The sequence below is a fragment of the Paraburkholderia sp. J76 genome, assembly GCF_905220295.1.
GTDB lineage: Bacteria > Pseudomonadota > Gammaproteobacteria > Burkholderiales > Burkholderiaceae > Paraburkholderia.
Map to the genome: position 1 here is coordinate 313044 of NZ_CAJMZJ010000004.1, position 25978 is coordinate 339021.

A 25978-nucleotide genomic window follows, 5' to 3' on the forward strand; every position below is an offset into this window, starting at 1 on the left:
GTGAGTGTCCGCGCAACGATGGCGCGCCCGCATGACGTAGCGATGACATCGCCCTTATTTTACGCAGCGCAACGGGCCGCGCCACCGAACTTGCCGGAGCCTTCGAAAAACTATCGGATTTGATGATGACTGGTATCCGCAATGCAAAGTGGAGGACTCAATCACATAGGCCTACCATTTCAAACGCATGGATGGCGTGCCAAGGCGGTTGCCGGACACCCGTCCGTCGTAATGGAGGCCTTCAGTGGACCACGGCGCCCGAACTCAAGACGAAAAGCTCGAAATCAAGACCACGACCTGCTATATGTGCGCGTGCCGCTGCGGCATTCGCGTGCATCTGCGGGAAGGGGAAGTCCGTTATATCGACGGCAACCCGGAACATCCGCTGAACCAGGGGGTAATCTGCGCGAAAGGTTCGTCAGGAATCATGAAGCAGTATTCGCCCGCGCGCCTCACGCAGCCGCTCATGCGCAAGCAGGGCGCCGAGCGCGGCGAAGCGCAGTTCGAGCCCGTTTCGTGGGACGTGGCGCTCGAAACGCTGGAAAAGCGCCTCGCCCATCTGCGTGCAACCGACCCCAAAAAATTCGCGCTCTTTACGGGCCGCGACCAGATGCAGGCGCTCACTGGCCTCTTCGCGAAACAGTTCGGCACGCCTAACTACGCCGCGCACGGCGGCTTTTGCTCGGCGAACATGGCCGCGGGCATGATCTACACGATCGGCGGTTCGTTCTGGGAGTTCGGCGGCCCGGACCTCGACCGCGCGAAACTTTTCATCATGATCGGCACGGCGGAAGATCACCACTCGAATCCGCTCAAGATCGCCATTTCGAAGTTCAAGCGCGCGGGCGGCCGTTTCATTGCGATCAACCCGATTCGCACCGGCTACGCGGCCATTGCCGACGAATGGGTGCCCATTCGTCCAGGCACGGACGGCGCGCTGTTCATGGCGCTGATTCACGAGTTGATCGAGGCCGACGCGTACGACCACGAATTCGTCAAGCGCTTCACCAACGCGGGCGAACTGCTGGACATGCGCGCGCAGAGCGATACGTTCGGCCTGTTCGTGAAGGATGCCGGTCTCCCCGTGGGCAACCCGCTGTTCCCGCAAAACCACCTGTGGTGGGACGAGAACACGGGCAAGGCCGTACAGCATCACGCGCCGGGCGCGCAGCCCGCGCTCGACGGCCGCTACGTGCTGGACGACGGCACGCCCGTGGCGCCTTCCTTCGCGCTGCTGCGCGAGCGCTTCAAGGACACGACGCCCGAATGGGCGCAGGAAATCACGGGCATCGCGGCCGAAACGATCCGCCGCCTTGCGCGCGAGATGGCGCAAACGGCGCGCGACCACAAGATCACGCTGCCGGTTCCGTGGACGGACGCCTGGGGCGTGAAGCACGAGAGCGTAACGGGCAACCCCATCGCGTTTCATGCCATGCGGGGACTCGCCGCGCATTCGAACGGCTTTCAGTCGATCCGCGCGCTCGCCGTCCTGATGTCGCTGCTCGGCACGATCGACCGGCCCGGCGGCTTTCGCCACAAATCGCCGTATCCGCGCGCGGTGCCGCCATCGGCCAAACCGCCCAGCAGTCCTGACGATGTCAAGCCCAATACGCCGCTCGCGGCCGGCCCGCTCGGCTGGCCCGCGGCGCCGGGCGATCTCTTCGTGGACGAAGCGGGCGAGCCGGTGCGCATCGACAAGGCCTTCTCGTGGGAATATCCGCTTGCCGTGCACGGCTTGATGCACAACGTCATCACCAACGCGTGGCGAGGCGACCCGTACCCCATCGACACCTTGCTGATCTTCATGGCCAACATGGCATGGAATTCCTCGATGAATACGAGCGAGGTCCGCAAGATGCTGACCGACCGCGGACCGGACGGCGAGTACAAGATTCCGTTTCTCGTAGTGTGCGACGCGTTCCAGTCGGAGATGACGGCATTCGCCGACCTGATTCTGCCCGATACGACTTACCTGGAACGGCACGATGCGATGTCGATGCTCGACCGGCCGATTTCCGAATTCGACGGACCGGTGGATTCCGTGCGCGTGCCGGTGCTCGAACGCACGGGCGAATGCCGACCGTTCCAGGAAGTGCTCGTCGAACTGGGCGGCCGCCTGAAGTTGCCGGCATTCACTACCGCCGAAGGCAAGCGCAAATACAAGGATTATCCGGACTTCATCGTCAACTTCCAGACCGCGCCGGATTCCGGTGTCGGCTTTTTGATTGGCTGGCGCGGCAAGAACGGCGACAAGGCGCTCGTGGGCGAGCCCAATCCCGATCAGTGGGAGCAATACGCAAAGAATAACTGCGTGTTCCATTACACGCTGCCTGAAGAACTTCAGTACATGCGGGGCGTAAATGGGCCGTATCTGCAATTCGCCGTGGAGAAGGGATTCCGTAAATTCGCAGAACCCATCCTGATTCAACTCTATTCGGATGTCATGCAGAAGTTTCGCCTCGCCGCACAGAGCAAGACCGATGCGCGCCAGCCGCCCGAGCATTTGCGCGCGCGCGTGGAGCGTTATTTCGATCCGCTGCCTTTCTGGTACGCGCCGCTGGAACTCGCGGCAACGGATCTCGAACGCTTCCCGCTAGCGGCGGTCACGCAGCGCCCCATGGCGATGTACCACTCATGGGACTCCCAAAACGCGTGGCTGCGGCAGATACACGGCGAGAATTACCTGTACGTGAATCCGCGTATGGCGCGGGAAAACGGCATCGAAGACGGCGGCTGGATCTACGTCGAATCGCAGTGGGGCAAGGTGCGCTGCATGGCGCGCTACAGCGAGGCGGTCGAGCCCGGCACCGTGTGGACGTGGAACGCCATCGGCAAGGCCGCGGGCGCATGGAATCTCGGCCCCCATGCCAACGAGTCGCAGCACGGTTTCCTGCTCAATCACCTGATTACCGAAGAACTGCCTTTCGGCGCTGACCGGCGCGTGTCGAACTCGGACCCTGTGACGGGGCAGGCCGCGTGGTACGACGTGCGCGTGCGCGTGTACCCGGCGGAGGCCGATGCCGACCGAACGCTGCCGCAGTTCGCGCCGATGCAGCCGTTGCCGGGTTCGACCGTAACCGTGGGCCGGATTCAGGCGTATTTCGCGGGCGGCGGCAAATTCGCCGCTCGGCTGCGCAACGCCGTCACAGGCAAGTAAGGAGGACTCCGAAATGACGCAAATGGCGTTGGTGATCGACCTGAACGTCTGTGTGGGGTGCCACGCGTGCGTGACGAGTTGCAAGGAATGGAATACCTCGGGGCAAGCGGGCAGCCTTTCGGATGTGCGCCCCTACGACGCCGATCCGTCCGGCACCTTCTTCAACCGCGTGCAAACCTACGAAGCCGGGGAGTTCCCGGATTCGGACACCATCCACTTTCCGAAATCGTGCCTGCACTGCGAAGACCCGCCGTGCGTGCCGGTCTGTCCCACCGGGGCGAGTTTCAAGCGCAAGGAAGACGGGCTCGTGCTCGTCGACTACGACAAGTGTATTGGCTGCAAGTATTGCGCATGGGCCTGCCCTTATGGCGCGCGCGAACTGGACGAAGCGCGCAAGGAGATGACCAAGTGCACGCTGTGCGCGGACCGCATCTATAACGAGGCGCTTCCCGAGCGCGACCGCAAGCCCGCTTGCGTGCTCGCGTGCCCGACATCGGCGCGCATTTTCGGCGATATTCACGACCCCGAGTCGGAGGCGTCGAAAGCGATTCGCGCGCGAGGCGGGTATCAGTTGATGCCGGAGTGGGACACGAAGCCGTCGAATCACTACCTGCCGCGCGTAAAGACCGCGAGCGGCGCAAGTGGATGTGGCAGCGGTTCGTGCGAGTGCGGCGGCGGCGCATCGGCGGCATCGCCGGCAAACACGCTCGATGCTGGCAAGCCGATCGACCTCGTGAGTCTCGCGACCCAGCGCGGCGCGCCGGCCGTGTCGCGCGATAAACGGGCCGTGGATCATGCGGATTCGGGCAAGCTCAATCTGGCGGCGCTGGCGACGCGCGTGAAGTCGCTGTTCGGGCGCGCACGGCCCGTAGCGACCGGGGAGATTTGAATGAGACCGGCATTTTCCGTTGTTTTTCTGACCACGCTTTCAGGTGCGGGACAAGGTCTGCTGATCGCGCTGTTTGGCGTGGAGTGGCTTTCGCGGCTGCATCCCGAATGGACGGCGTGGCAATTCGTGACACCCGGGTTCTATGTTTGCGGCGCGGCGCTCGCGTTGACGCTGGGTGCGCTGGGGCTACTGGCTTCGTTTTTTCACCTCGGGCACCCGGAGCGCGCGTGGCGCGCCATCGCCATGTGGCGCACTTCGTGGCTTTCGCGCGAATGTCTCGCACTGCCCGCGTTTCTCGCGACGACTTTCCTCTATGGCCTCGCGCACTGGATGCACGCGTCGTGGTCGCTCGCCGTCGGCGCGGTGGCGGTGTTGGCGAGCGCGTGCCTTTTTGTCTGCACGGCCATGATTTATGCGTGCCTGCGTTTTCTTCAGGAGTGGGCCACGCCGCTCACGCTGCTGAATTTCGTGCTGCTTGGCTGCGCGTCGGGCTTTACGATCGCAACGGCGAGCGCGGCGTGGCTCGCGCCCGGCATCGTGCCGGGCCTCGGCATTGCGGCAGTCGCGCTGATCGTGGCCGCTTGCGTGGGCCGCGTCGCCGCGCTCGCGCGCAATCGAAGGTTGCATCCGCGCTCCACATTGCAAAGCGCCACGGGCATTCAGGCTGCGAAAGTCACGCAGATTTCGCGCGGTTTTACCGCAGGCGCCTTCAACTTGCGCGAGTTCTTTCACGGCCAGTCCGACGCGGCGATGCAGTGGATTAAATGGGGATTTCTCGCGGGCGCGTTCGTCGTGCCGCTGGTGCTGCTAGCGTTGGCGTTGCATACGGAGAGTGCCGCGCTGCTCGTTGCGGCGTGCCTCGTTCAGTACGCGGGGCTCGTGGCGGAGCGCTGGTTCTTTTTCGCGCAGGCGCGTCATCCGCAGAACCTGTATTACCAACGCGCCGCTTGATCGGAGTCGGGGCATCGGCGGCGTTAGCCGATGCCCCGCGCGGGGTTTGCCGTGGCTTGCTGCACCGTCAATCGACTACTTTTTTCGCGACCACGAACCCGATCACAAGGAACACCACGCACAGCACAACAAAAATAAAGAACAGGACCTTCGCAATCGCGGCTGCGCCGGCCGCAACACCCGTAAAGCCAAACAGAGCCGCGATGATAGCGATCACCGCAAAGAACAGGGCCATCTTCAACATGGTCGATTTCCTCCTCGCGTGAAGGCGCGGCCACGTGGGCTGCGCTGCTTGATGAACTAACAGCGCATCTGCCCAGCAATCAGCGTGCCCGGCGGCACGAGCGCGGGCGATTTACAGGTACGAGGTTCCGCCGAGATACGCCTTGCGCCAGCGAACGATCTTCACGCTTTCGAACAGCCCGGCATGCGTGAACGGGTCCTGCGCGATGAAGCGCTCGGCTTCCTCGCGGGTTTCGAGGTCGACGATATAGATACCGCCGCCCGCGCTGCTGCCGTCGTCGTTGAGCTTCGCGCCGCAGGCGAGCAGCAGTTCCTTGTTGCTCGCGAGAAATTCCAGATGCGCGTCGCGCTCGCGCGTGCGCACGTCGGCGTGACCGGGCTTGTCGAATGTTTCGATCAGAAAAGGCATGGTGCGTTTCTCTTAGTTGGGGGCGATGGCCGACGGATGTTGCGCGAGCGGCGTCACGCTGACCTTCATGAACGGGAAAAGCGGCAACGCGGAAAGCAGCGTATGGAGTTCGTCGTTCGATTCGACGTCGAACACGCTGTAATTAGCGTATTCGCCGGCCACGCGCCACAGGTGGCGCCATTTGCCTTCCCGTTGCAGCTTCTGCGAGAACGCTTTTTCTTCGGCCTTCAGGGCGTCGGCGAACGCGGCGTCGGTGCCGTGCGGAATCTGCACCTGCATATGCACGAGATACAGCATGAATGGTCTCCGTTAAAGGTACGGGTTCAAGGTGATATCGGGCCGCTCAGCCCCAGGCGAGAATCGCAACCGAATACACGATGCCGATCCAGAACATCATGATGACCGTATAGCCCATGATGTCCTTGAGTTTGAGCTTCGAAAGCGCGAGGGCCGGCAGGATCCAGAACGGCTGCACGAGATCGTTCCACGCGTTGCCGAGCATGACGGCCGTCGAGGTATGGCCCACGGAAGCGCCGATAGTCTTTGCCGCCTCGATCATGAAAGGCCCTTGAATGACCCAGTGGCCGCCGCCCGAAGGCGCGAAGAAGTTGATGACGAACGAACTGATCAAGCCCCAGAACGGCAGCGTGCCGGGCGTGGCGACCTTCACAAATGCTTCGGATAACGTATTGACGAGCCCCGAAGACGCCATGATCGCCATGATGCCCGCGTAGAACGGGTACTGCAGAATGATGCCGCTAATGGTGCGAATGCCTTCGTTGAGCTTCTCCACATAGCGGATCGGCGTGCCGAGCAGCAGGATGCCGAGAAACAGAATGAAGAAGTTGATGAGGTTCAGGTCGATCGAGCCGCCCTGCACGAAGTGCAGCGCGACATAGCCCATGCCGATCAGGCCGATCACATAGCTCAGAATGCGGCTGTTGTTCAGCCGGTTGGCGAGCGTATTGCCTTCGTCGAGATCCACGCCGAGTGCGGCCGCCTTCTGCTGCTTGTCTTCCTGCGCGCGGTCGATTTCCTTGATCGGCTGACCGGGCTTCGGGTGCAGCCATGCGTTCAGGAGCGGCAGCGTGATAATGGTCACGAGGCTCGTGATGAGCATGGTGGGCGAAAAAATCGTTTCGGAGAGCGGAATAACGCCCATCTGGGCTTCTAGCGGATGCCCCTTCGTCGAGATCAGTACGGGAATGCTCGCCGAAAGGCCGAGGCCGTAAAGCGTAAAGCCGCTATACGCCGAAGCGATGATGAGCGGATAGTGCACGCCCTTCACGCGCAGCGCGAGCTTGCGCGCGACGATCCCGCCCACCACGAGGCCGAAGCCCCAGTTCAGATAGCTGCCGATGCCGCCCACCAGCGTCGCGACGATGATCGCCATGCGCGGATCGTTCACGCGCGCGACCACGCGATTGAGAAAGCGGTCGGTGAGCGGCGCCGTCGCCAGCACATAGCCCATCGCGAGAATCACCGCCATTTGCGTGGTGAACGCGAGCAGCGCCCAGAAGCCCTTGCCCCAGCTCGTGGTGAGCGCCGTGACGGCTTGTCCCTGCACGATCACGGCAAGCGCCATCGTGAGCAGCGTGAGGCCGATCGCGAACACGAACGGGTCGGGCAAATACCGACGCATCAGCTCGGTAAAGAAAGCGGTGACTTTCTGCATGGATTTGTCTCTGTCTGAATCGTAATAGTTGTCGGGTCTCTTCGCGTCTTGCGGCGCGCGCATTCGAGGCGCTTATGAGTCGTCGTGGTGCAGGGTCTTGCGATGGCGGGCGAGATGCATGAGCTGGCGGTCGCGCCAGCCCACACGCTCGTCCCATTGTTCGAGCGGCAGCGCCGCGCGTCTGGCCGCTTCGACCTGCGCGACGAGTTCGGGCGTCCACGGGTCGTGCTGGCCGCGCTCGGCGCCCATGCGCGCGTACGATGGGCCCATCTTCTGCGCATGCGAGGCAATGCCGCCGCGCGTGTTCAGATCGACGGTTTCGAACGGGCCGATCACGGACCAGCGCGGGCCGAGACCTTCGCGCATCACGGTGTCGATGTCTTCCACCGACGCCACGCCGTCGCGCACGAGGCAATACGCTTCGCGCAGCACGGCGCCTTGCAGCCGGTTGAAGATGAAGCCTTCCACTTCGTGCTTCACGCGCACGGGCTTCATGCCCGCTTCGGCGTAGAGCGCGATCGCGCGTGCGGAAGCGGCTTCGGAGGTGAAGGGCGCGGGCACGACCTCGATCACGGGCACGAGGTAGGGCGGATTGCCGGGATGCGCGACGAGGCATCGGGCGCGGCCCGGCAGCGTCTCGTCGACGAATTTCGAAGCCGCGAGAAACGACGAAGCGCTCGCGAGTATCGCTTCGAGCGGCGCGGCGCGGTCGAGCTGCGCGAAGATCTCGCGCTTGAGTTCGGCGCGCTCGGGCGCGCATTCCTGTACGAGATCGGCTTCGAGCGCGGCAGCTTCGAGCGTATCGACAATCGCGACGCGCGCGGCGATCTCGCTCGCGCTTTCGTCGAGCAGGGCGTATTGCGTGAGATCGCCCAAGCGTTGTGCGATTTCAGCGGGCGCGGCGGCGCGGCGCGCGGCGTCGGGATCGTAAAGACGCACGCGCCAGCCAGCCCGCGCGAAGCAGATCGCAAACGCCACGCCGATGCTGCCCGCACCCACGATGCCCGCGCGGCGAGGTTTGACTGCTTGCGTGAGCGTTTCGAGGGCCGCCATCGTCAGACTCCCGCGACGCCGACGGTCATGCCGCCGCACACGTAGAGCACCTGGCCGGTCACGAAGCCGCTGCGCGCGTCGAGCAGATACGAGGCCGCGTGCGCGACGTCGTCGGGCGTGCCGACGCGCTTCACGGGCACGGCATTGATGATCGCTTCGGTGCGCGGTGCGCCGGGCGGATTGGCGCGATCGAACAGTTCGGTGCGGATCGGGCCCGGGCCGATGGCGTTCGCGGTCACGCCGAACGCGCCGAGTTCGAGCGCCCATACGCGCGTCATGCCGATAAGCGCGGCCTTGGTGGCCGAATAGGCCGTGCGCAGTTCCTTGCCGAGCGCGGCGCGCGACGACATGTTGACGATGCGCCCGAAGCCCGCGGCCTTCATGCCGGGCAACAGAGCCTGCATGCACTGCTGCGCGCAGCGCACGTTGAGCGCCCAGGCGCGTTCGAGTTCTTCGAGCGACTGGTGCTCGGCGTCGTTGGGCACAACCACGCCCACGTTGTTGATGAGGCGCGTGATGGGGCCGCCTTCCAGCGCGCGGGCCAGCGCCGCCGCGGTTGCCTGGGTATCCGAAAGATCGGCGACGATGCCGTCGCCCACGCGGTCGATCACGACCGCTTCGTAGCCGTCGGCCTCGCAGCGCGCGGCGCACGCGGCGCCGATGCCTGCCGCGCCGCCCGTAATCAGAACTCGTTCTTTAGCCATGTTTTCTCAGGATTGCGAATAAAGCAGAGGATTGCGAATGGGTTCGTCAAACCGTCGCGACCGGCGTGACGGGCGACCCCATCGCGCCCGGCAGGCGCAGCGGCGGCGCGGTGAGCATGAAACGCGAACGCCCGTGCTCGCGCAGCCACAATGCGAGATCGCGCAAATACCAAAGCTCGCCCAGCGGCAGGCCGAGCTTGAAGAGACAGTGGTGATGCAGCGGCATGAGCGGGTGCTCGCCAGGCGAGGCGGGCGCGCGCGCGGGATAGCGTTCGACGGCGTAGTTGTCGGCCGCGAGCGCGGCGATGCCCGAATCGGTGATCCACTGGAGCAGGCGTTCGTCGCGCCCGTCGAGTGCGCTGCAGTGGCTCGACAACACGGCTTCGTCGGGTTGGCGGTTCATGTCGAGCACCATCTCCGCGAAGCCGGTGCGCAACACGAGCATGTCGCCGCGCTCGACTTCCACGCGGTCCGCCTCGATCACGCGCATCAGATCGTCGTAGCCTACGGTGCGCAATTCGCGGCCAAAATGCGCGGCCAGATCGATCAGCACGCCGCGGCCCTGCATGCCCTTCACGGCAAGATGCTCGATGCCGAGCACGTCGGCGTGGCTATGCTCGCCGCCGCACGCGTGGGGCGCGAAGTTGTCTACCGCGCGATATTCCATCGGGCCCACCACGTCCACGTTCGCGCGATAGCCGTTGTAGTACACGCTCTCGGCCACGCCGTCGCCGTTGGCGTCGAAGCGCGCGCCCACGTGCGCGAGCGAATCCCACTGCGTCGAATATTGCAGCGAGAGGAGCACCTGGTCGTCGCTCACGACGTCGGTCGCGCCCGCTTCGTTGCGCGCGAACGGAAAGTTCACATAGGGCAGGCCATCGCGGAAGGTCGGGCGCAGCACGGGCGGATGGCGGCGCACGTTGAGCTTGCTGTCGCCGGGAAAGTCGAGCGGCAGCGAGAGCGTGAACGTGAGCCCCGCGCGAATTTCCTGCGCGCCCTTGAGCACCTGCTCCGCGCCGATGAGATTGGGGCGGCCCAATTGATCGTCGGGACCGAATTCGCCCCAGTTCGAGCCTTCAGGCCGGTTCTTCCAACGCATGCTTTACCTCCACTTCAGGAATTCCGCGCTTGTTCCATGCTTGCGCGCAGCGACATCGATAGCCTGATGCGTTCAGGCGGCGAGCAGCGTTGGCGGAATTTGTGCGTACACCTCGAGCAGCGCTTTCACGGCGTTCTGCTCGTTCTTGAAAAGCCGCGCCTTGGGCGCGCCGATGACGAGCGCAAACGCCTCGCCGTGAATCAGGAAACCGCGCGCAAGGCCCGCTACGTCCTCCACGCTTTCGCCCGTCGATCGATGCCATCCGTGCGCCACGCCTTGCTCGACCTCGTGCTCGAATGCGGCGCGGTCGATGACCTCGCCGCTGGCCGCGTGCAATTGCGGCGCGAAACTGTCGAGCAGTTTGCTGCGCGCGGCCGGATCGAGCGCGCCGAGCAGCGCCTTGCCGGCCGCGCTCGCGATGGTCATGAAGCCGCCCGGCTCGTCGCTGTAGCGGATCTTCTGGCGCGATTCCATCACGTCGAGATAGACCACGCGGTTGCCCGCGAGCGTGGCGAGCGCGGCGGTTTCGCCGGTGGCGTCGCGCAACGCGGAAAGCAGCGGCTGGAACATCAGCGTGAGCGGGTCCTCGCTGCAGATGTCGCGCGCTACGTGCAACAGACGCTGCGTGGGGTAGTAGCCCGCCTTCACGCCCGGCGCGTACAGATAGCCTTTGGCCACCATCGTCTGCAACAGCGCGTGGCAGCTCGACAGCGGGATCTCGGTTCGACGCGCAATCTCGCTGTAGATCATCGGTTGCCTGACTTCGGCAAAGAGGTTGATCACGTCGAAGACGCGCACTGCAGTTTTCACATCCATGAGAGCATTATCGGCATACCGATAACAGCCTGACAATATGGTTACGGGTAAACACCTAAATCGCCGCAATCGCGGTGCGCTCGGGCGGCGGCCGCGATGAGGGTTATCCCTTGGTTGACGCTAATGAACGACCGTTCCATAGTCCGCACCTTCCGGCGCTTTGTTCGCTAAATGAAAGGTGGTTCGCAAAGCGAACGTTTGGGCGAATCGCCTTTCACGCGGAAAACTTCCGGAAAAAACGGCGCGTTTCGCTTGGGAAACCGCCGCTCGAAATCGAAATCTGGAGACGTCCCTTGGCAGCAACCTCTCTCGACACCCAGCATCGTCAGGCTCGCAAGGCGGGCATTGCGTCGTTCGTCGGCACGACGATCGAGTGGTACGACTTTTACGCGTACAGCACGGCGGCCGCGCTTGTGCTCGGCAAGCTCTTTTTCCCCTCGACGAATGCGCTGATCGGCACGCTGGCGGCCTTCGCCTCGTTCTGGGTCGGCTTCCTCGCGCGTCCGATTGGCGGCATCGTGTTCGGCCATCTCGGCGACAAGGTGGGCCGCAAGAAAACGCTGATCGTCACGCTCATGCTGATGGGCGGCTGCACGACGCTCATGGGCCTGCTGCCCACGTACAGCCAGGTGGGCGTGCTCGCGCCGGTGCTGCTCATCTTGCTGCGCCTCACGCAGGGCATTGCGATGGGCGGCGAATGGGGCGGCGCGGTCGTGCTTTCCTCGGAACATGCGCCCAAGGGCAAGGAAATTTTCTATTCGGCGTTCGCGCAGCAGGGCTCGCCCGCGGGCAATCTGCTCGCCACGGTAGCGTTTCTCGTGATTTCCATGCTGCCCGATCACCAGTTCATGACCTGGGGCTGGCGCGTGCCGTTCCTGATGTCGGCGGCGCTGGTGGCCGTGGGGCTTTTCATTCGCATGAGCGTGGACGAGTCGCCGGCCATGAAGGAGCTGCAGGCGAAGAACAAAGTGGCGAAGCTGCCGATTGCCGAAGTGCTGCGCGATCACAAGGCGCTCGTGGCGATGGGCGTGGGGGCCTGCGTGATCGCGCTGTCGGCCACGTACTTCAAGACCACGTTCGCACTGTCGTGGGCCGTGACCTCGATCGGCTTCGACCGCACGCAGTTCCTGAGCGTCATCACGTTTGCGATTGTCGTGCAGTTGATCGTGCAACCGTTCGGCGCGGTGCTCGCCACGAAGATGGACCTCAAGAAGGCGATCATCTACATGCTCGTGCCCGAGATCGTCGCGCTGCCGCTGATGTTCTCGATGATCGCCACCGGCTCCGTGAAGCTCGCGATGATCGGCATGGCGCTCGCCTCGATTCCGCATTCGCTCTACTACGCGGCCATGGCGGGCATGCTCGCGAAAGCTTTCCCGGCGCAGGTGCGTTACACCGGCATTTCGCTCGCTTACCAGATTTGCGGGATGGTGTTCGCAGGCACGACGCCGATTCTCGGCCAGTACCTGCTGAGCGCCACGGGCAGCATTCTTTCTGTGGTGGCGCTGGGCGTGGCGCACGTGCTCATCACGCTGGTTTGCGCGCTGATGCTGGTGGCCCGCATGCAGGGCGAGGGCGCGCTTCAGGCGCAGAGGGCGGTGACGGCGCGGGTGTGATATCGCTTGCATTGCCGTGAATCGTAACGTATCGTTTTGATACGTTACGATTTGATCCATTAGGAGGCAATGTGCATTCACGCTTCGACCGTTTCAAGGCCACGCCGCTCGCCAGCCAGCTGGAAGCCTTGATCGACGCGCCTGGGCGCTACATGGAGTACGCCGTGCTTTCCCGCGTCGGCATGGCCGCAATTGCGGCGGTGGCCGAGGAAATCGCGCAGAAGTTTCCGGAAATCGGCGAGGACGCCACTGCGCGCCAGTACTGCGGCGCGCTGGTGGCGGAGGTCATGCGCCGCCACGGCCACGAAGTCGCGCAGGCGCGCGGCCGTGTGAGCGGCGCGCTTTTCAGCTACGGCGCGGTGTTCAGCGCGCAGCCGGTCGTCTTGTCGTTTGAAGCGGTGATCGAAGCGCTTGCCGCCATGCCGGACCGCTTTGCGGCGCTCGTCAAGCGCGTGCCCATGAACCTGTGGGTGCGCCGCCCGCATGGCACGGGTTTTTCGTTGCTCGAGCACGCCTGCCACCTACGCGATCTGGACGCCGTTTTCGCGGAACGATTCAGCGTCGTGCGCAAGATCCAGCTTCCGGAAATCGCCTCCGTGAACGGCACGGCGCTCGCTGAAGAACGCGAATATCTGCGCCAGGATCTCGTCGCCGCGATGGGCGAATTCAGCGAAGGGCGGCGCCGTCTTTGCGCTTCGCTCAAACGCCTCACGCCCGAACAAAGATTGCGCTGCGGGCTGCGCGACGGCGTACGGCGCATGACGCTCGAAGAACTCGTGCGCGAACTGCTCGACCACGATCGCACGCACGGCCTCGAACTGGAAGAACTCGAAAGCGAGTTGCAGGAAAAGGCTCACCCGCGCGCCTTTTCCGCCTCCTGATACCACTCGCGCAGCGACTGCCCGAAGGTGGCGTCGACGTCGCGCAGCGCTCCCGCGCGCGTGAACATCGCAACGGGCGGCAGCGTCCAGTCGAGCGTGTACGGCACGATGGCCACGCCCGCGAAGTGCACGAGTTCCTCGGCGATATCGGCGGGCACGATCGACACGGCGTTCTCGTTCGTGCTGATCATCTCGCCGATCAGCCGCGACGTATAGCTCTCCACGATAGGCACGGGCGGCGCCACGCCCGCGTGCAGGAACAGATCGGAAATCTGCTCGCGGATAGGCGTGTGCGGCGCGCCCAGTATCCAGTCCAGCTCGACCAGTTTTTCCCAGTCGAGCTTGCCGCGCGCAAGGCGCGCCGCCAGGCGCCGGCTCGCGATGAGCCGCGGCTTTTGCTGATGCAGCACCTCGAAGCGCAACTGCGAGACATCGACCGCCGATGAGGCGCGCCCGATCACGATATCGAGCGTATGGTCGCGAAGCTGCGGCAGGAGCGCGTCGCTCGTGCCTTCGTGAATCGTCATGGTGACGCGTTGCGGCAGCCGCGACTGCGTGAGGCGAATGGCCGCCGCGAGCGTGCGCCCCGAGATGAACGGAATGACGCCCACGTGCACGCGCGTGGCATGGCCGGCCACCACGGCTTCGATGTCGCGCGCAAGGTGGTCGAGGTCGTGCAGCATGGCCTGCGCGCGCGCGAGCACCACGTTGCCGAGCGCCGTGGGCGTCATGCCGCGCGGCGTACGGTCGAACAGCGGCGCGCCGAACATGCTCTCCATTTCAGCGAGCGCGTTCGTGACGGCGGGCTGGCTCGTCGCCATGTGTTCCGCCACGCGCGTGAGCGACCCGTGCTGGCGGATCTGCAGGAGCAGAACCAGATGGCGCATTTTCAGGCGCGTATTCAACCGCCTCGTCACGTCGTCGATGCTGAAAGACACGATTCCCCAGGGTATTACCAAAAAATGATGGCCCCATACTAAATCAAAATGGGCACGTTATGAGGGCTCTCTAGAATCGCCTCATTCGAACACGCCGGGCCGCGCCAGCGAGCCGGCACATCCAAATCGAGTGAGGAACATGAACAAGACCGATCGTCAGGCCGCTCTGGAATATCACGAATTTCCCACCCCGGGCAAGATTTCGGTGACGGCCAGCAAGCCGCTCGTCACCCAGCGCGACCTCGCGCTCGCCTATACGCCGGGCGTGGCCGTGGCCTGCGAGGAGATCGTCGCCGATCCGCAGAACTCGTTCCGCTACACCGCTCGCGGCAACCTGGTGGGCGTGATCACGAACGGCACGGCCGTGCTCGGTCTCGGCAACATCGGCGCGCTGGCCTCCAAGCCGGTCATGGAAGGCAAGGCGGTGCTGTTCAAGAAGTTCGCGGGCATCGACGTGTTCGACATCGAAGTGACCGAAAGCGACCCGGACAAGCTCGTGGACATCATTGCGAGCCTCGAAGCCACGTTCGGCGGCATCAATCTGGAAGACATCAAGGCCCCCGACTGCTTCACGGTCGAGCGCAAGCTGCGCGAGCGCATGAAGATTCCGGTCTTCCACGACGATCAGCACGGCACCGCCATCACCGTTTCGGCCGCGTTCATGAATGGCCTGAAAGTGATCGGCAAGGACATTACGAAGGTCAAGGTCGTGACCTCGGGCGCGGGCGCGGCGGCGCTCGCGTGTCTGGACCTCATGGTGGATCTGGGCCTGCCGCTCAAGAACATCTGGGTGACCGACATCGACGGCGTGGTCTATCAAGGCCGCACCACGCTCATGGACCCGGACAAGGAACGCTTCGCGCAGGACACCTCCGCGCGTTCGCTTTCCGAGGTGATCGAAGGCGCGGACGTGTTCCTCGGTCTTTCGGCGGGCGGCGTGCTCAAGGCCGAAATGGTCAGGAAGATGGCCGACAAGCCGCTCATTCTCGCGCTCGCCAACCCCACGCCGGAAATCTTCCCCGAGGTCGCGCTCGAAGCGCGCCCGGACGCGGTGATCGCCACGGGCCGTTCGGACTTCCCGAACCAGGTCAACAACGTACTGTGCTTCCCGTATATTTTCCGCGGCGCACTCGATGTGGGCGCAACGACCATCACGCGCAACATGGAAATCGCGGCGGTGCACGCGATCGCCAAGCTCGCGGAAGAAGAGCTGAACGATTCGGTCGCGGCCGCCTATGGCGCATACGATTTGCGTTTCGGCCCGAAGTATCTGATTCCGAAGCCGTTCGATTCGCGTCTCATCGTGCGCATCGCGCCGGCTGTGGCGAAGGCCGCGATGGAAGACGGCGTGGCTACGCGTCCCATCGACGATTTCAGCGCCTATACGAACGAGCTTCAGCAGTTCGTGTATCACTCGGGCGCGTTCATGAAGCCGATTTTCGCGGCCGCGAAACAGTTCGTGCGTGACGGCGGCAAGTCGCGCATCGTGTTCGCCGAAGGCGAGGAAGAGCGCGTGCTGCGCGCGGTGCAGGTGATCGTCGACGAGAAGCTCGCGCGTCCGATCCTGATCGGCCGCCCCGAAGTGCTGCTTGCCCGCATCGAGAAGTTCGGCCTGCGCCTGAAGCTCGGCGAAGACGTGGAAGTCACGAACCCTGAGTACGACGAACGATTCCATCAATACTGGACGACGTATTGGGAACTGCGCTGCCGCGACGGCATTTCGAAGGAAATGGCGCGCGTGGAAATGCGCCGCCGCCTCACGCTGATCGGCGCGATGATGGTGCGCCTGGGCGACGCGGACGGCATGGTGTGCGGCACGGTGGGCGCGTATCACGACCACCTGCGCTTCGTTGACGAAGCCATCGGCATGCATCCCAATGCGAATACGTATGCGGCGATGAACATCCTGCTGCTCGACAAGCGCACGGTCGCGATCGTCGACACGCACGTGAACGACAACCCGAACGCCGAGCAGATCGCCGAATTCACGCTGGCGGCGGCGCGTCAGATGGAATGGCTGAATCTGCAGCCGAAGGTCGCATTGCTCTCGCGTTCGAACTTCGGCTCGGGCAGTTCGGCTTCGGGCACGAAGATGCGCGAAGTGCTCAAGCTCGTGACGCAGAAGAATCCCGATCTGGAAATCGACGGGGAAATGCATGGCGACTGCGCGCTGGACGAGGCACTGCGCCTGCGTATCCTGCCGCATTCGAAGCTCAAGGGCGCGGCGAACCTGCTCGTGTGCCCGAACGTGGACTCGGGCAACATCGCCTATAACCTGCTCAAGACGGGCGCGGGCAGCAACGTGGCGGTGGGCCCGTTCCTGCTCGGCGTGAATGCGCCGGTGAACGTGCTGACGTCCAGTTCGACGGTGCGACGCATCATCAACATGGCCGCGCTGACCGTGTTGCAGGCGAACCGCGACTAAATGTAGTGACAGGACGCACGCGTTGAGTCCTGGTGACAAACGCGCGATGGCTTCGGCTCTCGCGCGTTTTTTATTTCAAGCTTGCGCTTGAACGGAGGCTGGACGAAAGACGTTGAAAGGCGCTGGTTAGTAAGGTAAGCGAAGGATTATCGTCCGACGAAAAAGGCCTGCTCGCAGGTGCTTATTCTTAAGGTTCTCTTCAGCTAGCCGCAGGCACGATCTCATCACCTGCGCAGCGTTGCCATGCGCCTGACATTCGCGAGGCGCAGGATAAAACCGGTCAGACTGCCTGTCGTTGGCCGCGCAACTTTCTGGAGTGCAGCCCCATGAAGCCGCCGCCCGATCGCCTGCAAGCGTACCTGTTCGTTGCTTCGCTTTCGGCGCTCGTCATTCAAGCCGCCGTGTTCGTAGCGATTCTGCTGCTGCACGTGCCGGAACGCGCCTTCGAGTCGTCGGCGTTTCGCGTGGCCGTGCTCGCGGCAACAGGCTGTGCGCTCGTCGTGGTGCGCAGGCAGGCGCGGCGCGCCACACGAGAGGCCGGGTCACGCAACCGCAGTCCAGCGAGGCTGCGGGCCGCGTGTAAGGCGTGCGCCTCGAAGCGCGCGGACCGTGCAAACTTCAGCCATCCACCGGCGGTTCGGGCATCTCGAGATTAAGCTGGTAGAAAGCGGCGTCGAGCCAGTGTCCGAACTTGAATCCCGCTTCCTTGATCGTGCCGGAGTGCGTGAACCCGAGCTTGGTATGCAGGGCAATGCTGCCGGCGTTGGTGGCGTCGATGCAGCCTACGAGCACGTGAATCTGCTGCTCGCGGGCGCGGCGAATCAATTCGAGCAGCAGGCGTTCTCCGAGCCCGCGGCCGCGCTGGTCGCGATGCACGTAGACGCTGTGTTCGACCGTGTACTTGTTGGCGGGAAACGCGCGAAACGTGCCCCAGCTCGCAAAGCCGAGCAGGGTGCCGGCTTCGTCGACGGCGCCCACCACCGGAAAGCCGTTCGCGCGCTTGGCGCCGAACCACGTGGCCATCGCCTCGGGCGGCCGCGGCTTGTAGTCGTAGAGCGCGGTTGAGTTGACGATGGCGTCGTTGAGGATTTCGAGAATCGCCGACGCATGGTCCGCTTCGTTGCAATCGATGAAGCGCACGCCATCGTTCCGTGAGTTCGAATTCATTGGGAATCCTCTTTAATTGAAAAGGGTGAGGTGCATGGAGCGCGCTCAAATTCCGCTTAAGTCGCAAATGGCGACGACGTAGCGCGCGGCCTGCGAGCCCGGATTGCTGAAGATCAGCGGCTGATCGAGCCGCATGGCGAGGCAATCGCCCGCATGAAGCGAATGCCGTTCGCTGCCCAGCTCCACGTCGATGCGTCCTTCGAGCACCCAGACTTGCTGGTGAATCACATTCTCGCGGCCGCCCGTTTCATAGGCTACGCGTGCGCCGGCCGGGAAATCCACTTCGACAAGCTGGATCGGCGAAGGCCAGTTGGGCGGGGAGACGCTGCGGCGCGTATAGCCCGATTGCGGGTCGCGCCACTGTGCCTGCCGTTCGCGGCGCGCGAGGGGATCGGCGGGCGCGCTCTCGCTGCCTGCGCCGAAAAGGCTCGCCATCGAAACCGATAGCCCCGCCGCGAGCTTTTCGAGCACCACGGCGGTGGGGCTGGCGGCGCCGCGCTCGATCATCGAGATCATCGAGCGGCTCACGCCGCTGCGCGTGGCCAGCGCGTCCAGCGTCAGACCGCGCGTGGCGCGCAGGTCGCGTACGCAGCGGGCGATGCGCTCGTTAATGCCGGCGTCGGTCGGGCTATCCATTTTGCTTGTTTCCAAGATGATGGAGCTATTATCCAGTAACCTGGAAATTGGCGTCAATAAAAAAGCGCGCGGCCCGCTATGAGGGGCCGGGCGCTCAGCAAGGTTATTGCTTTTCCGGCAGGAACCAGTTCATCACGAGCGCGCAGATGCCGCCCGTCGCGACGCCCGATTCCAGCACGTTCTTGAGCGCATGCGGGAGGCTAGCAAGAATCTCCGGCACCTGCGAGACGCCCAGGCCCAGCGCAAGCGACACCGCGATAATGAGCAGCGCGCGGCGGTCGAGGCGGGTGCCCGCGAGAATGTTGATGCCCGAAGCGGCCACCGCGCCGAACATCACCATGGCCGCGCCGCCCAGCACGGGTTCGGGCACGGCCTGCAGCACGCCGGCCACGGGCGGGAAGAGGCCCAGCACGACGAGCATGCCCGCGATCCAGAGGCCCACGTGGCGGCTGGCGATGCCGGTCAACTGGATTACGCCGTTGTTCTGCGCGAACACGGAACTCGGGAACGTGTTGAAGAAACCGGCCAGCAGCGAATTGAAACCGTTCACGAGCACGCCGCCCTTGATGCGCCGCATCCAGACGGGGCCTTCCACGGGCTCTTTCGAGACCTTGCTGGTGGCGGTGACGTCGCCGATCGCTTCGAGCGAGGTCACGAGGTAGATGATCAGCATCGGCACGAAGAGCGACCACGAAAAGCCGAGGCCGAAATGCAGCGGGGTCGGAATCTGGAACAGGGCAGCTTCGCGCGCGCCCGTGAAGTCGAGCCGGCCCATTGCGCCCGCAACGATATAGCCGATGGCGAGCGCGATGACGAGCGCCGTGCTGCGCACCCAGACGATGGGCACGCGGTTGAGCACGATGATGGTGCCGAGCACGAGGCCCGAGAGCGTGAGGTTCTGCACGCTCGCGAAATTGCCCTTGGCGATGGCGCCGTAGCCGCCGCCCATGCTGATGAGGCCGACCTTGATGAGCGTGAGGCCGATCAGCAGCACGACGATGCCCGTGACGAGCGGCGTGATGAGGCGCTTGATGAAGGGCAGGATGCGCGACACGGCCATTTCGACGAACGAGCCCGCGATCACGACGCCGAAGATGGCGGCCATCACGGTAACGACCGGCGTGCCCTGCTTGACCATGAGGCTGCCGCCCGCGATGAGCGGCCCGACGAAGTTGAAGCTCGTGCCCTGCACGATGAGCAGGCCAGCGCCGAGCGGCCCGACGCGCTTGCATTGCAGGAACGTGGCGATGCCGGAAATGACGAGCGACATCGAGACGATCAGCGTGGTGTCGCGGCTGGAAACGCCCAGCGCCTGGCAGATCAGCAGGCCCGGCGTGACGATGGGCACGAGGATCGCGAGCAAGTGCTGGAGCGCGGCCACGAAGGCGATGGTCGGCGCGGGGCGGTCGTTGGGGCCGTAGACGAGGTCGTGGGTGGTTTGCGTGTCGTCCGCGCCGTGCGTTGCGGCGCGTGTAGTCGATGAGGCGGATGGCATCGGGAGCGGCGGATGAGCAGGGAAAGCGCAGCATTTTAACGGAAGCTCAGGGGGAACCCTGGGCGCGCGGGAAGCGGCGCGCCCGCGACCGCTTATTTGCCGTTGCGCGCGCGTGCCTGCTCGGCGAGCGCCTTGTAGTCGTAAGTGGGATAGAACTCGGTGCGATAGCCGCCCCACGCGGTTTCCTCGATGGCGCGATTCACGTCGCGCAGGCGGTCGGCGGGCACGCGCAGCGTCACGACCTGGCCGATTCCCATCATCACGTACCACGACACCACTTCGATGCCGGGCGGCGGAAAGGCCTTGTAGAAGCCCTGTTCCGCGAGTTGCTGATTGATCTTCGGCAGCGGCTTCGATTCGTCGTGCTTCAGGAAGATCGTCAGCAGGAACGTGCCGTCGCCGGCGGGCTTTGCGGAGGCGGTGGGCGCGGCAGGAGGCGTATCGGCGGGATTGGCTTGCGCGGCGGCGGGCAGCGGGATCAACAACGGGATCAACAGCGGGATCAACGGCGCGGCCGGCATGGCGGCGGCCGCGGTCAAGGCGGCGCGGGCTGTCCATTTGCGTAGGGCATGCATCGGCTTTCTCCTGAATGGGGTGGGCGAGCCCTTACAATAGGCCGGTCCTCACTTGCCTGCCAGACGAGCCAATGACACGAGATCCTCGCCTCACCCTGAACGCGCGCCAGCAGGAAATGCTCGAATGGGTGCAACGCGACGGCTTCGTCACGGTGGACGATCTCGCCTCGCATTTCGACGTCACGCCGCAAACCATCCGCCGCGACGTGAACTGGCTCGCCGACATGAATCTGCTGCGCCGCTATCACGGCGGCGCGAGCTTGCCCACGAGTTCGGAAAACGTCTCGTACAGCGCGCGGCAGCACATGTTCCATGAGGAAAAGCGCCGTATCGCGGCGCTCGCCGCCCAGCACATTCCCGATCAGGCGTCGCTCTTCATCAACCTCGGCACCACGACCGAGGAGGTCGCGCGCGCGCTCAATCATCATCAGGGCCTGCGCGTCGTCACGAACAACCTCAACGTGGCGAGCATGATGAGCGGCTATCCCGACTGCGAAGTGATGATCACGGGCGGCGTGGTGCGGCCGTGGGACAAAGGCATTGTTGGCGAGCACACCATCGACTTCATCCGCCAGTTCAAGGTGGATTACGCGATCATCGGCACCTCGGCCATCGAAACCGACGGCACGCTGCGCGACTTCGACACGCGCGAGGTGCGCGTGGCGCAGGCCATCATCGAGCATGCGCGCACGGTCTATCTCGTGGCCGACCACTCCAAGGTCGGCCGCCCGGCGCTCGTGCGCCAGGGTCATCTGAGCCAGGTGCACGCGCTCTTCACCGACCAGCCGCTGCCCGAGGACATGAACGAAGCCGTTCTCGCGGCGGGCACGCAGGTCCACGTCGCCACGTAGGCCGTGTAAGTCGCGGATTGCGCCCGCGCGTTTTCTCCCTTTCCGATCCGAAAGGCGCTGCGTTGAGCGCCCGTTTTCGTTCGCGCATGCAGAATGCGCGATGCATGTTCGAACCGTGTTCGTTTGTGCGCTGCTTTCGTTCGTTTTCCCAAAATTCGAACCTTTACTTTTTCGTTCATGTTCGATAAATTTCGAATTCGAACATTTCAAGGTTCGTTTTTCTTTCGGGGACATAGCAGGGTGACTCAACACAACCGGTACGATCTGCTCGTCGTGGGCGGCGGGATCAACGGCGCGGGCATCGCGCGCGACGCGGCCGGCCGCGGGTTGTCGGTGCTCCTTTGCGAGCAGGACGACCTTGCTTCCCATACGTCGTCGTCGAGCACCAAGCTGATACACGGCGGTCTGCGCTATCTCGAGTACAAGGAATTCGGACTCGTGCGCAAGGCGCTGCAGGAGCGCGAAACGCTGCTGCGCGCCGCGCCCCACATCATGTGGCCGCTGCGTTTCGTCATGCCCCACATGCCGGACCTGCGTCCCGCGTGGCTCATTCGCATGGGCCTGTTCCTTTACGATCATCTGGCTAAGCGCGAATTGCTGCCGGGCTCGCGCGGCATCGACATGCGCCGCCATGCGGCGGGCGAGCCGCTCGTCGACTCGATCCGGCGCGGCTTCGTGTATTCGGACGGCTGGGTCGACGACGCACGCCTGGTTGTCCTGAATGCGCTCGACGCGCAGGAGCGCGGCGCACAAATCCTCACGCGCACGAAGCTCGTTTCCGCCGTGCGCACGCACGTCGCGAACGGTGCGAACGGCGAGGACAACGAATGGCAGGCGCTCTTGCGCCGCCCGGACGGCAGCACCTTCGACGTGCGCGCGCGCGCCATCGCCAACGCGGCCGGCCCGTGGGTGGGCGAGGTGCTGCACGGCGCGCTCGGGCGCGGCGCGCAGCACAGCGTGCGGCTCGTGAAGGGCAGCCATATCGTGACGAAGCGCCTGTTCGATCACGATCACGCGTACATCTTCCAGAACCCGGACAAGCGCATCATCTTCGCGATTCCGTACGAGCACGACTTCACGCTCATCGGCACGACCGACGTGGAGTATCGCAACGACCCCGCGAGGGTGTCGATCGACGGCGACGAAACGCGCTATCTGTGCGAGTCGATCAACCGCTATTTCAAACGCAAGATCGCGCCTGCCGATGTGCAATGGAGCTACTCGGGCGTGCGCCCGCTGCTCGAGGAAGAGGGCGCGGCGAATGCGTCCGCCGTCACGCGCGACTACAAGCTCGAACTCGACGAAACCGCTGGCGCGCCGCTGCTTTCGGTGTTCGGCGGCAAGATCACGACCTTCCGCAAGCTCGCCGAAGAGGCGTCGGACACGCTGTGCCGCGTGCTCGGCCACGCCGCGCCTTCGTGGACCGCAGGCGTGCCGTTGCCGGGCGGCGATATGGCGAATGCGCGTTTCGAGCCCTTTGCGCAAGACTTCGTGAGGCGCCATGCGTGGCTGCCGGCCGCGCTTGCGCGCCGTTACGCGCGGGCGTATGGCACGCGCGCCGAACGGCTCGTGGGCCGCGCGCAATCGCTCGCGGACCTCGGCGCCGAAATCGCGCCCGGCGTCCACGAAGCCGAATTGCGCTATCTGCGCGCCGCCGAGTGGGCCACGCGGGCCGAAGACGTACTGTGGCGCCGCTCAAAATTGGGCCTGCATGTGGCGCCGGGCACGCTCGACGACGTGACCGCCGCGATCGACCGCTGGTTTGCCGCATCGAACGCGACGGCGGCCGCGCAGCACTGAAGCCCGCCGGCGTCGTGCAAGCGGTTTTACGCAACGCCGCAGAAATACCCCTCACGCGCCGTCTCCTGCGGCGCACAATCACAACTAGTACAGAAGGAGATGAGAGACATGCAGGAACAGTACATTCTTGCGCTGGACCAGGGCACCACGAGTTCGCGCGCCATGCTTTTCGATCGCCAGGGCAACATCGTTTCGGTTGCCCAGAAGGAGTTCGAACAGATTTATCCGCAGCCGGGCTGGGTCGAGCACGATCCGCAGGAAATCTGGTCGACGCAAGCGGGCGTGGCCGCCGAGGCCGTGACGCGTGCGGGCATGAACGGCACGAATATCGCAGCGATTGGCATTACTAACCAGCGCGAGACGACCATCGTCTGGGACCGCGAGACGGGCCACCCCGTCTATAACGCCATTGTGTGGCAGGACCGCCGCACGGCCGACTTCTGCGACTCGCTCAAGGCGCGCGGCCTCGAAGAGACAGTTCGCGCGAAGACCGGCCTGCCGATCGATTCGTATTTCTCGGCCACCAAGATCCGCTGGATTCTCGACAACGTGCCTGGCGCGCGCGAAAAAGCGCGTCAGGGCAAGCTGGCGTTCGGCACCGTGGATAGCTGGCTCGTGTGGAACTTCACGAAGCACGAACTGCACGTGACCGACGTGACGAACGCGTCGCGCACCATGCTCTTCAATATCCACACGCGCCAATGGGACGACGAGCTGCTCGACGCGCTCGAAATTCCGCGCAGCATGCTGCCCGAAGTCCGTTCGTCGTCCGAAGTTTATGGTCCGACGAAGACCACGGTGTTCGCTTCGAAGATTCCGCTGGCCGGCATCGCGGGCGACCAGCAGGCCGCCATGTTCGGCCAGATGTGCACGAGCACTGGCATGGTGAAGAACACCTACGGCACGGGCTGCTTCCTGATGATGAACACGGGCGCGAAGCCCATCGAGTCGAAGAACAATCTCGTCACGACGATCGCCTGGCAGATCGGCGACGAAGTGAACTACGCGCTCGAAGGCAGCATCTTCATTGCGGGCGCGGTGGTGCAGTGGCTGCGCGACGGCTTGGGGATCATCAAGAGCGCGCCGGAAATCGAGGCGCTCGCCGCGAGCGTGCCGCATACGGATGGCGTGTACCTCGTGCCGGCCTTCGCGGGCCTCGGCGCGCCGCACTGGAATGCGCGCGCGCGGGGCACGCTGTTCGGCGTGACGCGCGGCACGACTTCGGCGCATCTCGCGCGCGCGGCGCTCGATTCCATTGCGTACCAGTCGCTCGACGTGCTGGCCGCGATGGAAGCGGATTCGGGTATCAGCGTGGGCGAACTGCGTGTGGACGGCGGCGCGAGCGCGAACAATCTGCTCATGCAGTTTCAGGCGGATTTGCTCGGCGTGGATGCCGTGCGCCCGAAGATCACCGAAACCACGGCGCTCGGCGCGGCTTATCTCGCGGGTCTCGCCACCGGCTACTGGCAGAACGTGGGCGAACTGCAGAGCCAGTGGAAGCTCGGCCAGCGTTTCTCGCCGTCGATGCAGGCCGCGCAGGTCGACGCCTGCCGCGCAGGCTGGCAGCGCGCGGTGCGTGCGGCCAAGGCCTGGGCCGACGACTCGCGCTGAGCCGCGCGGCGAGTTTTGATAACAAGCAAGCATAACTAACTAACGTGACCCGACGACGGCTTGCGTGCGCCACGGGCGCACGCACCGCGCGGGCAGAGAGACTACGGCAATCATGTCACCCTATATTGCGGAATTCATCGGCACGGCCATTCTCGTGCTGCTAGGCAACGGCGCCGTCGCCAACGTGCTGCTGGCGAAAACGAAGGGCAAGGGCGCCGACCTCATCGTCATCGTGATGGGCTGGGCCATGGCCGTGTTCGTGGCGGTCTACGTGACCGCCTCGTTCAGCGGCGCGCACCTCAACCCCATCGTCACGATCAGCCTCGCGCTCGCGGGCAAGTTCGCGTGGTCGAAGGTCGGCGGTTATGTCGCGGCGCAGATGCTCGGCGGCATGGCCGGCGCGCTGCTCGTATGGCTCGCCTATCGACAGCACTTCGCGAACGAAGCCGACCCGGACATCAAGCTCGCGGTGTTTTGCACGGCGCCCGCCATTCGCAGCAGGCGGCACAACGTGCTCACGGAAGCGATCTGCACCTTCGTGCTGATTCTCGGCGTGCTCTATCTGGCCTCGCCGCAAGTGGGACTCGGCGCGCTCGACGCGCTGCCGGTGGGCCTGCTCGTGCTCGGCATCGGCATTTCGCTCGGCGGCCCGACCGGCTACGCGATGAGCCCGGCGCGCGATCTCTCGCCGCGCATCATGCATGCACTGCTGCCGATTCCGGGTAAACGTGACAGCGACTGGCGCTATGCCTGGATTCCCGTGTTCGGGCCGCTTGCGGGCGGCGCTGCCGCAGCCGGTCTCTATCACTATCTGCACGCGATGCGCTGAACTTCGATTGCGCCTTCGACAAGGCGCGCTGCACTGCACAAAGCCCGCGAACGTCAAGGCGTTCGCGGGCTTTCGTTTATCTGCGCACTCATGGCGCATAACGTAACAAAGGTGACAAAGGGCGCGATCCGGTTTCGTTATCGCCCCATGCGGCTTTC

General features: G+C 64.3%; 23 protein-coding genes. 10 read left to right on the forward strand and 13 right to left on the reverse strand.

Going from position 1 to position 25978, the window contains the following annotated elements:
- Nucleotides 1-244 precede the first annotated feature (244 nt).
- The 3 genes from U5768_RS10585 to U5768_RS10595 are packed head-to-tail and all read left to right on the forward strand — an operon-like array spanning nt 245 to nt 4997.
- Nucleotides 245-3157 (forward strand): molybdopterin oxidoreductase family protein, encoded by a 2913-nt coding sequence (locus tag U5768_RS10585; RefSeq protein ID WP_322030331.1) that lies wholly within the window; start codon nt 245-247, stop codon nt 3155-3157.
- A 13-nt stretch (nt 3158-3170) separates the two neighbouring features.
- The gene (locus tag U5768_RS10590) at nt 3171-4046 is read left to right on the forward strand and encodes a 4Fe-4S dicluster domain-containing protein (protein WP_322030332.1); all 876 of its coding nucleotides are present in this window, start codon (nt 3171-3173) and stop codon (nt 4044-4046) included.
- Nucleotides 4047-4997 (forward strand): dimethyl sulfoxide reductase anchor subunit family protein, encoded by a 951-nt coding sequence (locus U5768_RS10595; RefSeq protein ID WP_322030333.1) that lies wholly within the window; start codon nt 4047-4049, stop codon nt 4995-4997.
- A gap of 67 nt (nt 4998-5064) precedes the next feature.
- On the opposite strand, the gene U5768_RS10600 is transcribed toward U5768_RS10595, so the two are convergent.
- The 8 genes from U5768_RS10600 to U5768_RS10635 all read right to left on the reverse strand — a co-directional run bounded on the left by U5768_RS10600 (nt 5065) and on the right by U5768_RS10635 (nt 10996).
- Entirely contained in the window at nt 5065-5241 is a 177-nt protein-coding gene (locus tag U5768_RS10600; RefSeq protein WP_322030334.1) for a DUF1328 domain-containing protein, read from the reverse strand.
- Between the two features lie 111 nt (nt 5242-5352).
- Nucleotides 5353-5649 (reverse strand): YciI family protein, encoded by a 297-nt coding sequence (locus tag U5768_RS10605; RefSeq protein ID WP_322030335.1) that lies wholly within the window; start codon nt 5647-5649, stop codon nt 5353-5355.
- Between the two features lie 12 nt (nt 5650-5661).
- On the reverse strand, nt 5662-5946 hold the full coding sequence (gene catC / locus U5768_RS10610; RefSeq protein WP_112169644.1) for a muconolactone Delta-isomerase: 285 nt from the start codon (nt 5944-5946) through the stop codon (nt 5662-5664).
- 46 nt (nt 5947-5992) lie between these two features.
- Entirely contained in the window at nt 5993-7324 is a 1332-nt protein-coding gene (locus tag U5768_RS10615) for a short-chain fatty acid transporter (protein WP_322030336.1), read from the reverse strand.
- A 72-nt stretch (nt 7325-7396) separates the two neighbouring features.
- Nucleotides 7397-8377, reverse strand: a complete 981-nt coding sequence (locus U5768_RS10620; protein ID WP_322030337.1) for a 3-hydroxyacyl-CoA dehydrogenase — start codon at nt 8375-8377, stop codon at nt 7397-7399.
- A gap of 2 nt (nt 8378-8379) precedes the next feature.
- Nucleotides 8380-9081 (reverse strand): SDR family oxidoreductase, encoded by a 702-nt coding sequence (locus tag U5768_RS10625; RefSeq protein WP_322030338.1) that lies wholly within the window; start codon nt 9079-9081, stop codon nt 8380-8382.
- Nucleotides 9082-9127: 46 nt separating this feature from the next.
- Nucleotides 9128-10180, reverse strand: a complete 1053-nt coding sequence (locus U5768_RS10630; protein WP_322030339.1) for a cyclase family protein — start codon at nt 10178-10180, stop codon at nt 9128-9130.
- A 72-nt stretch (nt 10181-10252) separates the two neighbouring features.
- On the reverse strand, nt 10253-10996 hold the full coding sequence (locus U5768_RS10635; RefSeq protein WP_322030340.1) for an IclR family transcriptional regulator: 744 nt from the start codon (nt 10994-10996) through the stop codon (nt 10253-10255).
- Between the two features lie 293 nt (nt 10997-11289).
- Here U5768_RS10635 and U5768_RS10640 point away from each other — a divergent pair, with 293 nt between their 5' ends.
- Together U5768_RS10640 and U5768_RS10645 are read left to right on the forward strand one after the other, a co-directional pair.
- Nucleotides 11290-12612 (forward strand): MFS transporter, encoded by a 1323-nt coding sequence (locus U5768_RS10640; RefSeq protein WP_322030341.1) that lies wholly within the window; start codon nt 11290-11292, stop codon nt 12610-12612.
- Between the two features lie 71 nt (nt 12613-12683).
- Nucleotides 12684-13493, forward strand: a complete 810-nt coding sequence (locus U5768_RS10645; protein ID WP_322030342.1) for a DinB family protein — start codon at nt 12684-12686, stop codon at nt 13491-13493.
- Here the strand turns inward: U5768_RS10645 and U5768_RS10650 are convergent.
- Nucleotides 13466-14431 carry a LysR family transcriptional regulator gene (locus tag U5768_RS10650; RefSeq protein ID WP_322030343.1) on the reverse strand — a complete coding sequence of 322 codons (966 nt, stop codon included), beginning with the start codon at nt 14429-14431 and terminating at the stop codon, nt 13466-13468. The genes U5768_RS10645 and U5768_RS10650 overlap by 28 nt on opposite strands.
- A 139-nt stretch (nt 14432-14570) precedes the next feature.
- Between U5768_RS10650 and U5768_RS10655 the strand changes: the two genes are divergently transcribed.
- A complete protein-coding gene (locus U5768_RS10655) occupies nt 14571-16856 on the forward strand; it encodes an NADP-dependent malic enzyme (protein WP_322030344.1) in 2286 nt (761 codons plus the stop codon).
- A 618-nt stretch (nt 16857-17474) separates the two neighbouring features.
- Here the strand turns inward: U5768_RS10655 and U5768_RS10660 are convergent.
- From U5768_RS10660 to U5768_RS10675, 4 genes are all read right to left on the reverse strand, one after another.
- The gene (locus tag U5768_RS10660) at nt 17475-18023 is read right to left on the reverse strand and encodes an N-acetyltransferase family protein (protein ID WP_322030345.1); all 549 of its coding nucleotides are present in this window, start codon (nt 18021-18023) and stop codon (nt 17475-17477) included.
- A gap of 45 nt (nt 18024-18068) precedes the next feature.
- Complete coding sequence (locus U5768_RS10665; RefSeq protein WP_322030346.1) at nt 18069-18659, reverse strand: XRE family transcriptional regulator; 591 nt, start codon at nt 18657-18659, stop codon at nt 18069-18071.
- Between the two features lie 103 nt (nt 18660-18762).
- The gene (locus tag U5768_RS10670) at nt 18763-20154 is read right to left on the reverse strand and encodes a nucleobase:cation symporter-2 family protein (RefSeq protein WP_322030347.1); all 1392 of its coding nucleotides are present in this window, start codon (nt 20152-20154) and stop codon (nt 18763-18765) included.
- A gap of 92 nt (nt 20155-20246) precedes the next feature.
- Nucleotides 20247-20729, reverse strand: a complete 483-nt coding sequence (locus U5768_RS10675; protein ID WP_322030348.1) for a hypothetical protein — start codon at nt 20727-20729, stop codon at nt 20247-20249.
- Nucleotides 20730-20800: 71 nt separating this feature from the next.
- On the opposite strand from U5768_RS10675, the gene U5768_RS10680 reads away from it, so the two are divergent.
- The 4 genes from U5768_RS10680 (at nt 20801) to U5768_RS10695 (ending at nt 25820) form a co-directional block, all read left to right on the forward strand.
- Nucleotides 20801-21580 (forward strand): DeoR/GlpR family DNA-binding transcription regulator, encoded by a 780-nt coding sequence (locus U5768_RS10680; protein ID WP_322030349.1) that lies wholly within the window; start codon nt 20801-20803, stop codon nt 21578-21580.
- Nucleotides 21581-21820: 240 nt separating this feature from the next.
- Nucleotides 21821-23380: a glycerol-3-phosphate dehydrogenase gene (gene glpD / locus U5768_RS10685; RefSeq protein ID WP_322030350.1), complete on the forward strand. Its 1560-nt coding sequence runs from the start codon at nt 21821-21823 to the stop codon at nt 23378-23380.
- A 108-nt stretch (nt 23381-23488) separates the two neighbouring features.
- Nucleotides 23489-24991: a glycerol kinase GlpK gene (gene glpK / locus U5768_RS10690; protein ID WP_322030351.1), complete on the forward strand. Its 1503-nt coding sequence runs from the start codon at nt 23489-23491 to the stop codon at nt 24989-24991.
- A 112-nt stretch (nt 24992-25103) separates the two neighbouring features.
- Nucleotides 25104-25820 (forward strand): MIP/aquaporin family protein, encoded by a 717-nt coding sequence (locus U5768_RS10695; RefSeq protein ID WP_322030352.1) that lies wholly within the window; start codon nt 25104-25106, stop codon nt 25818-25820.
- Nucleotides 25821-25978: the final 158 nt, after the last annotated feature.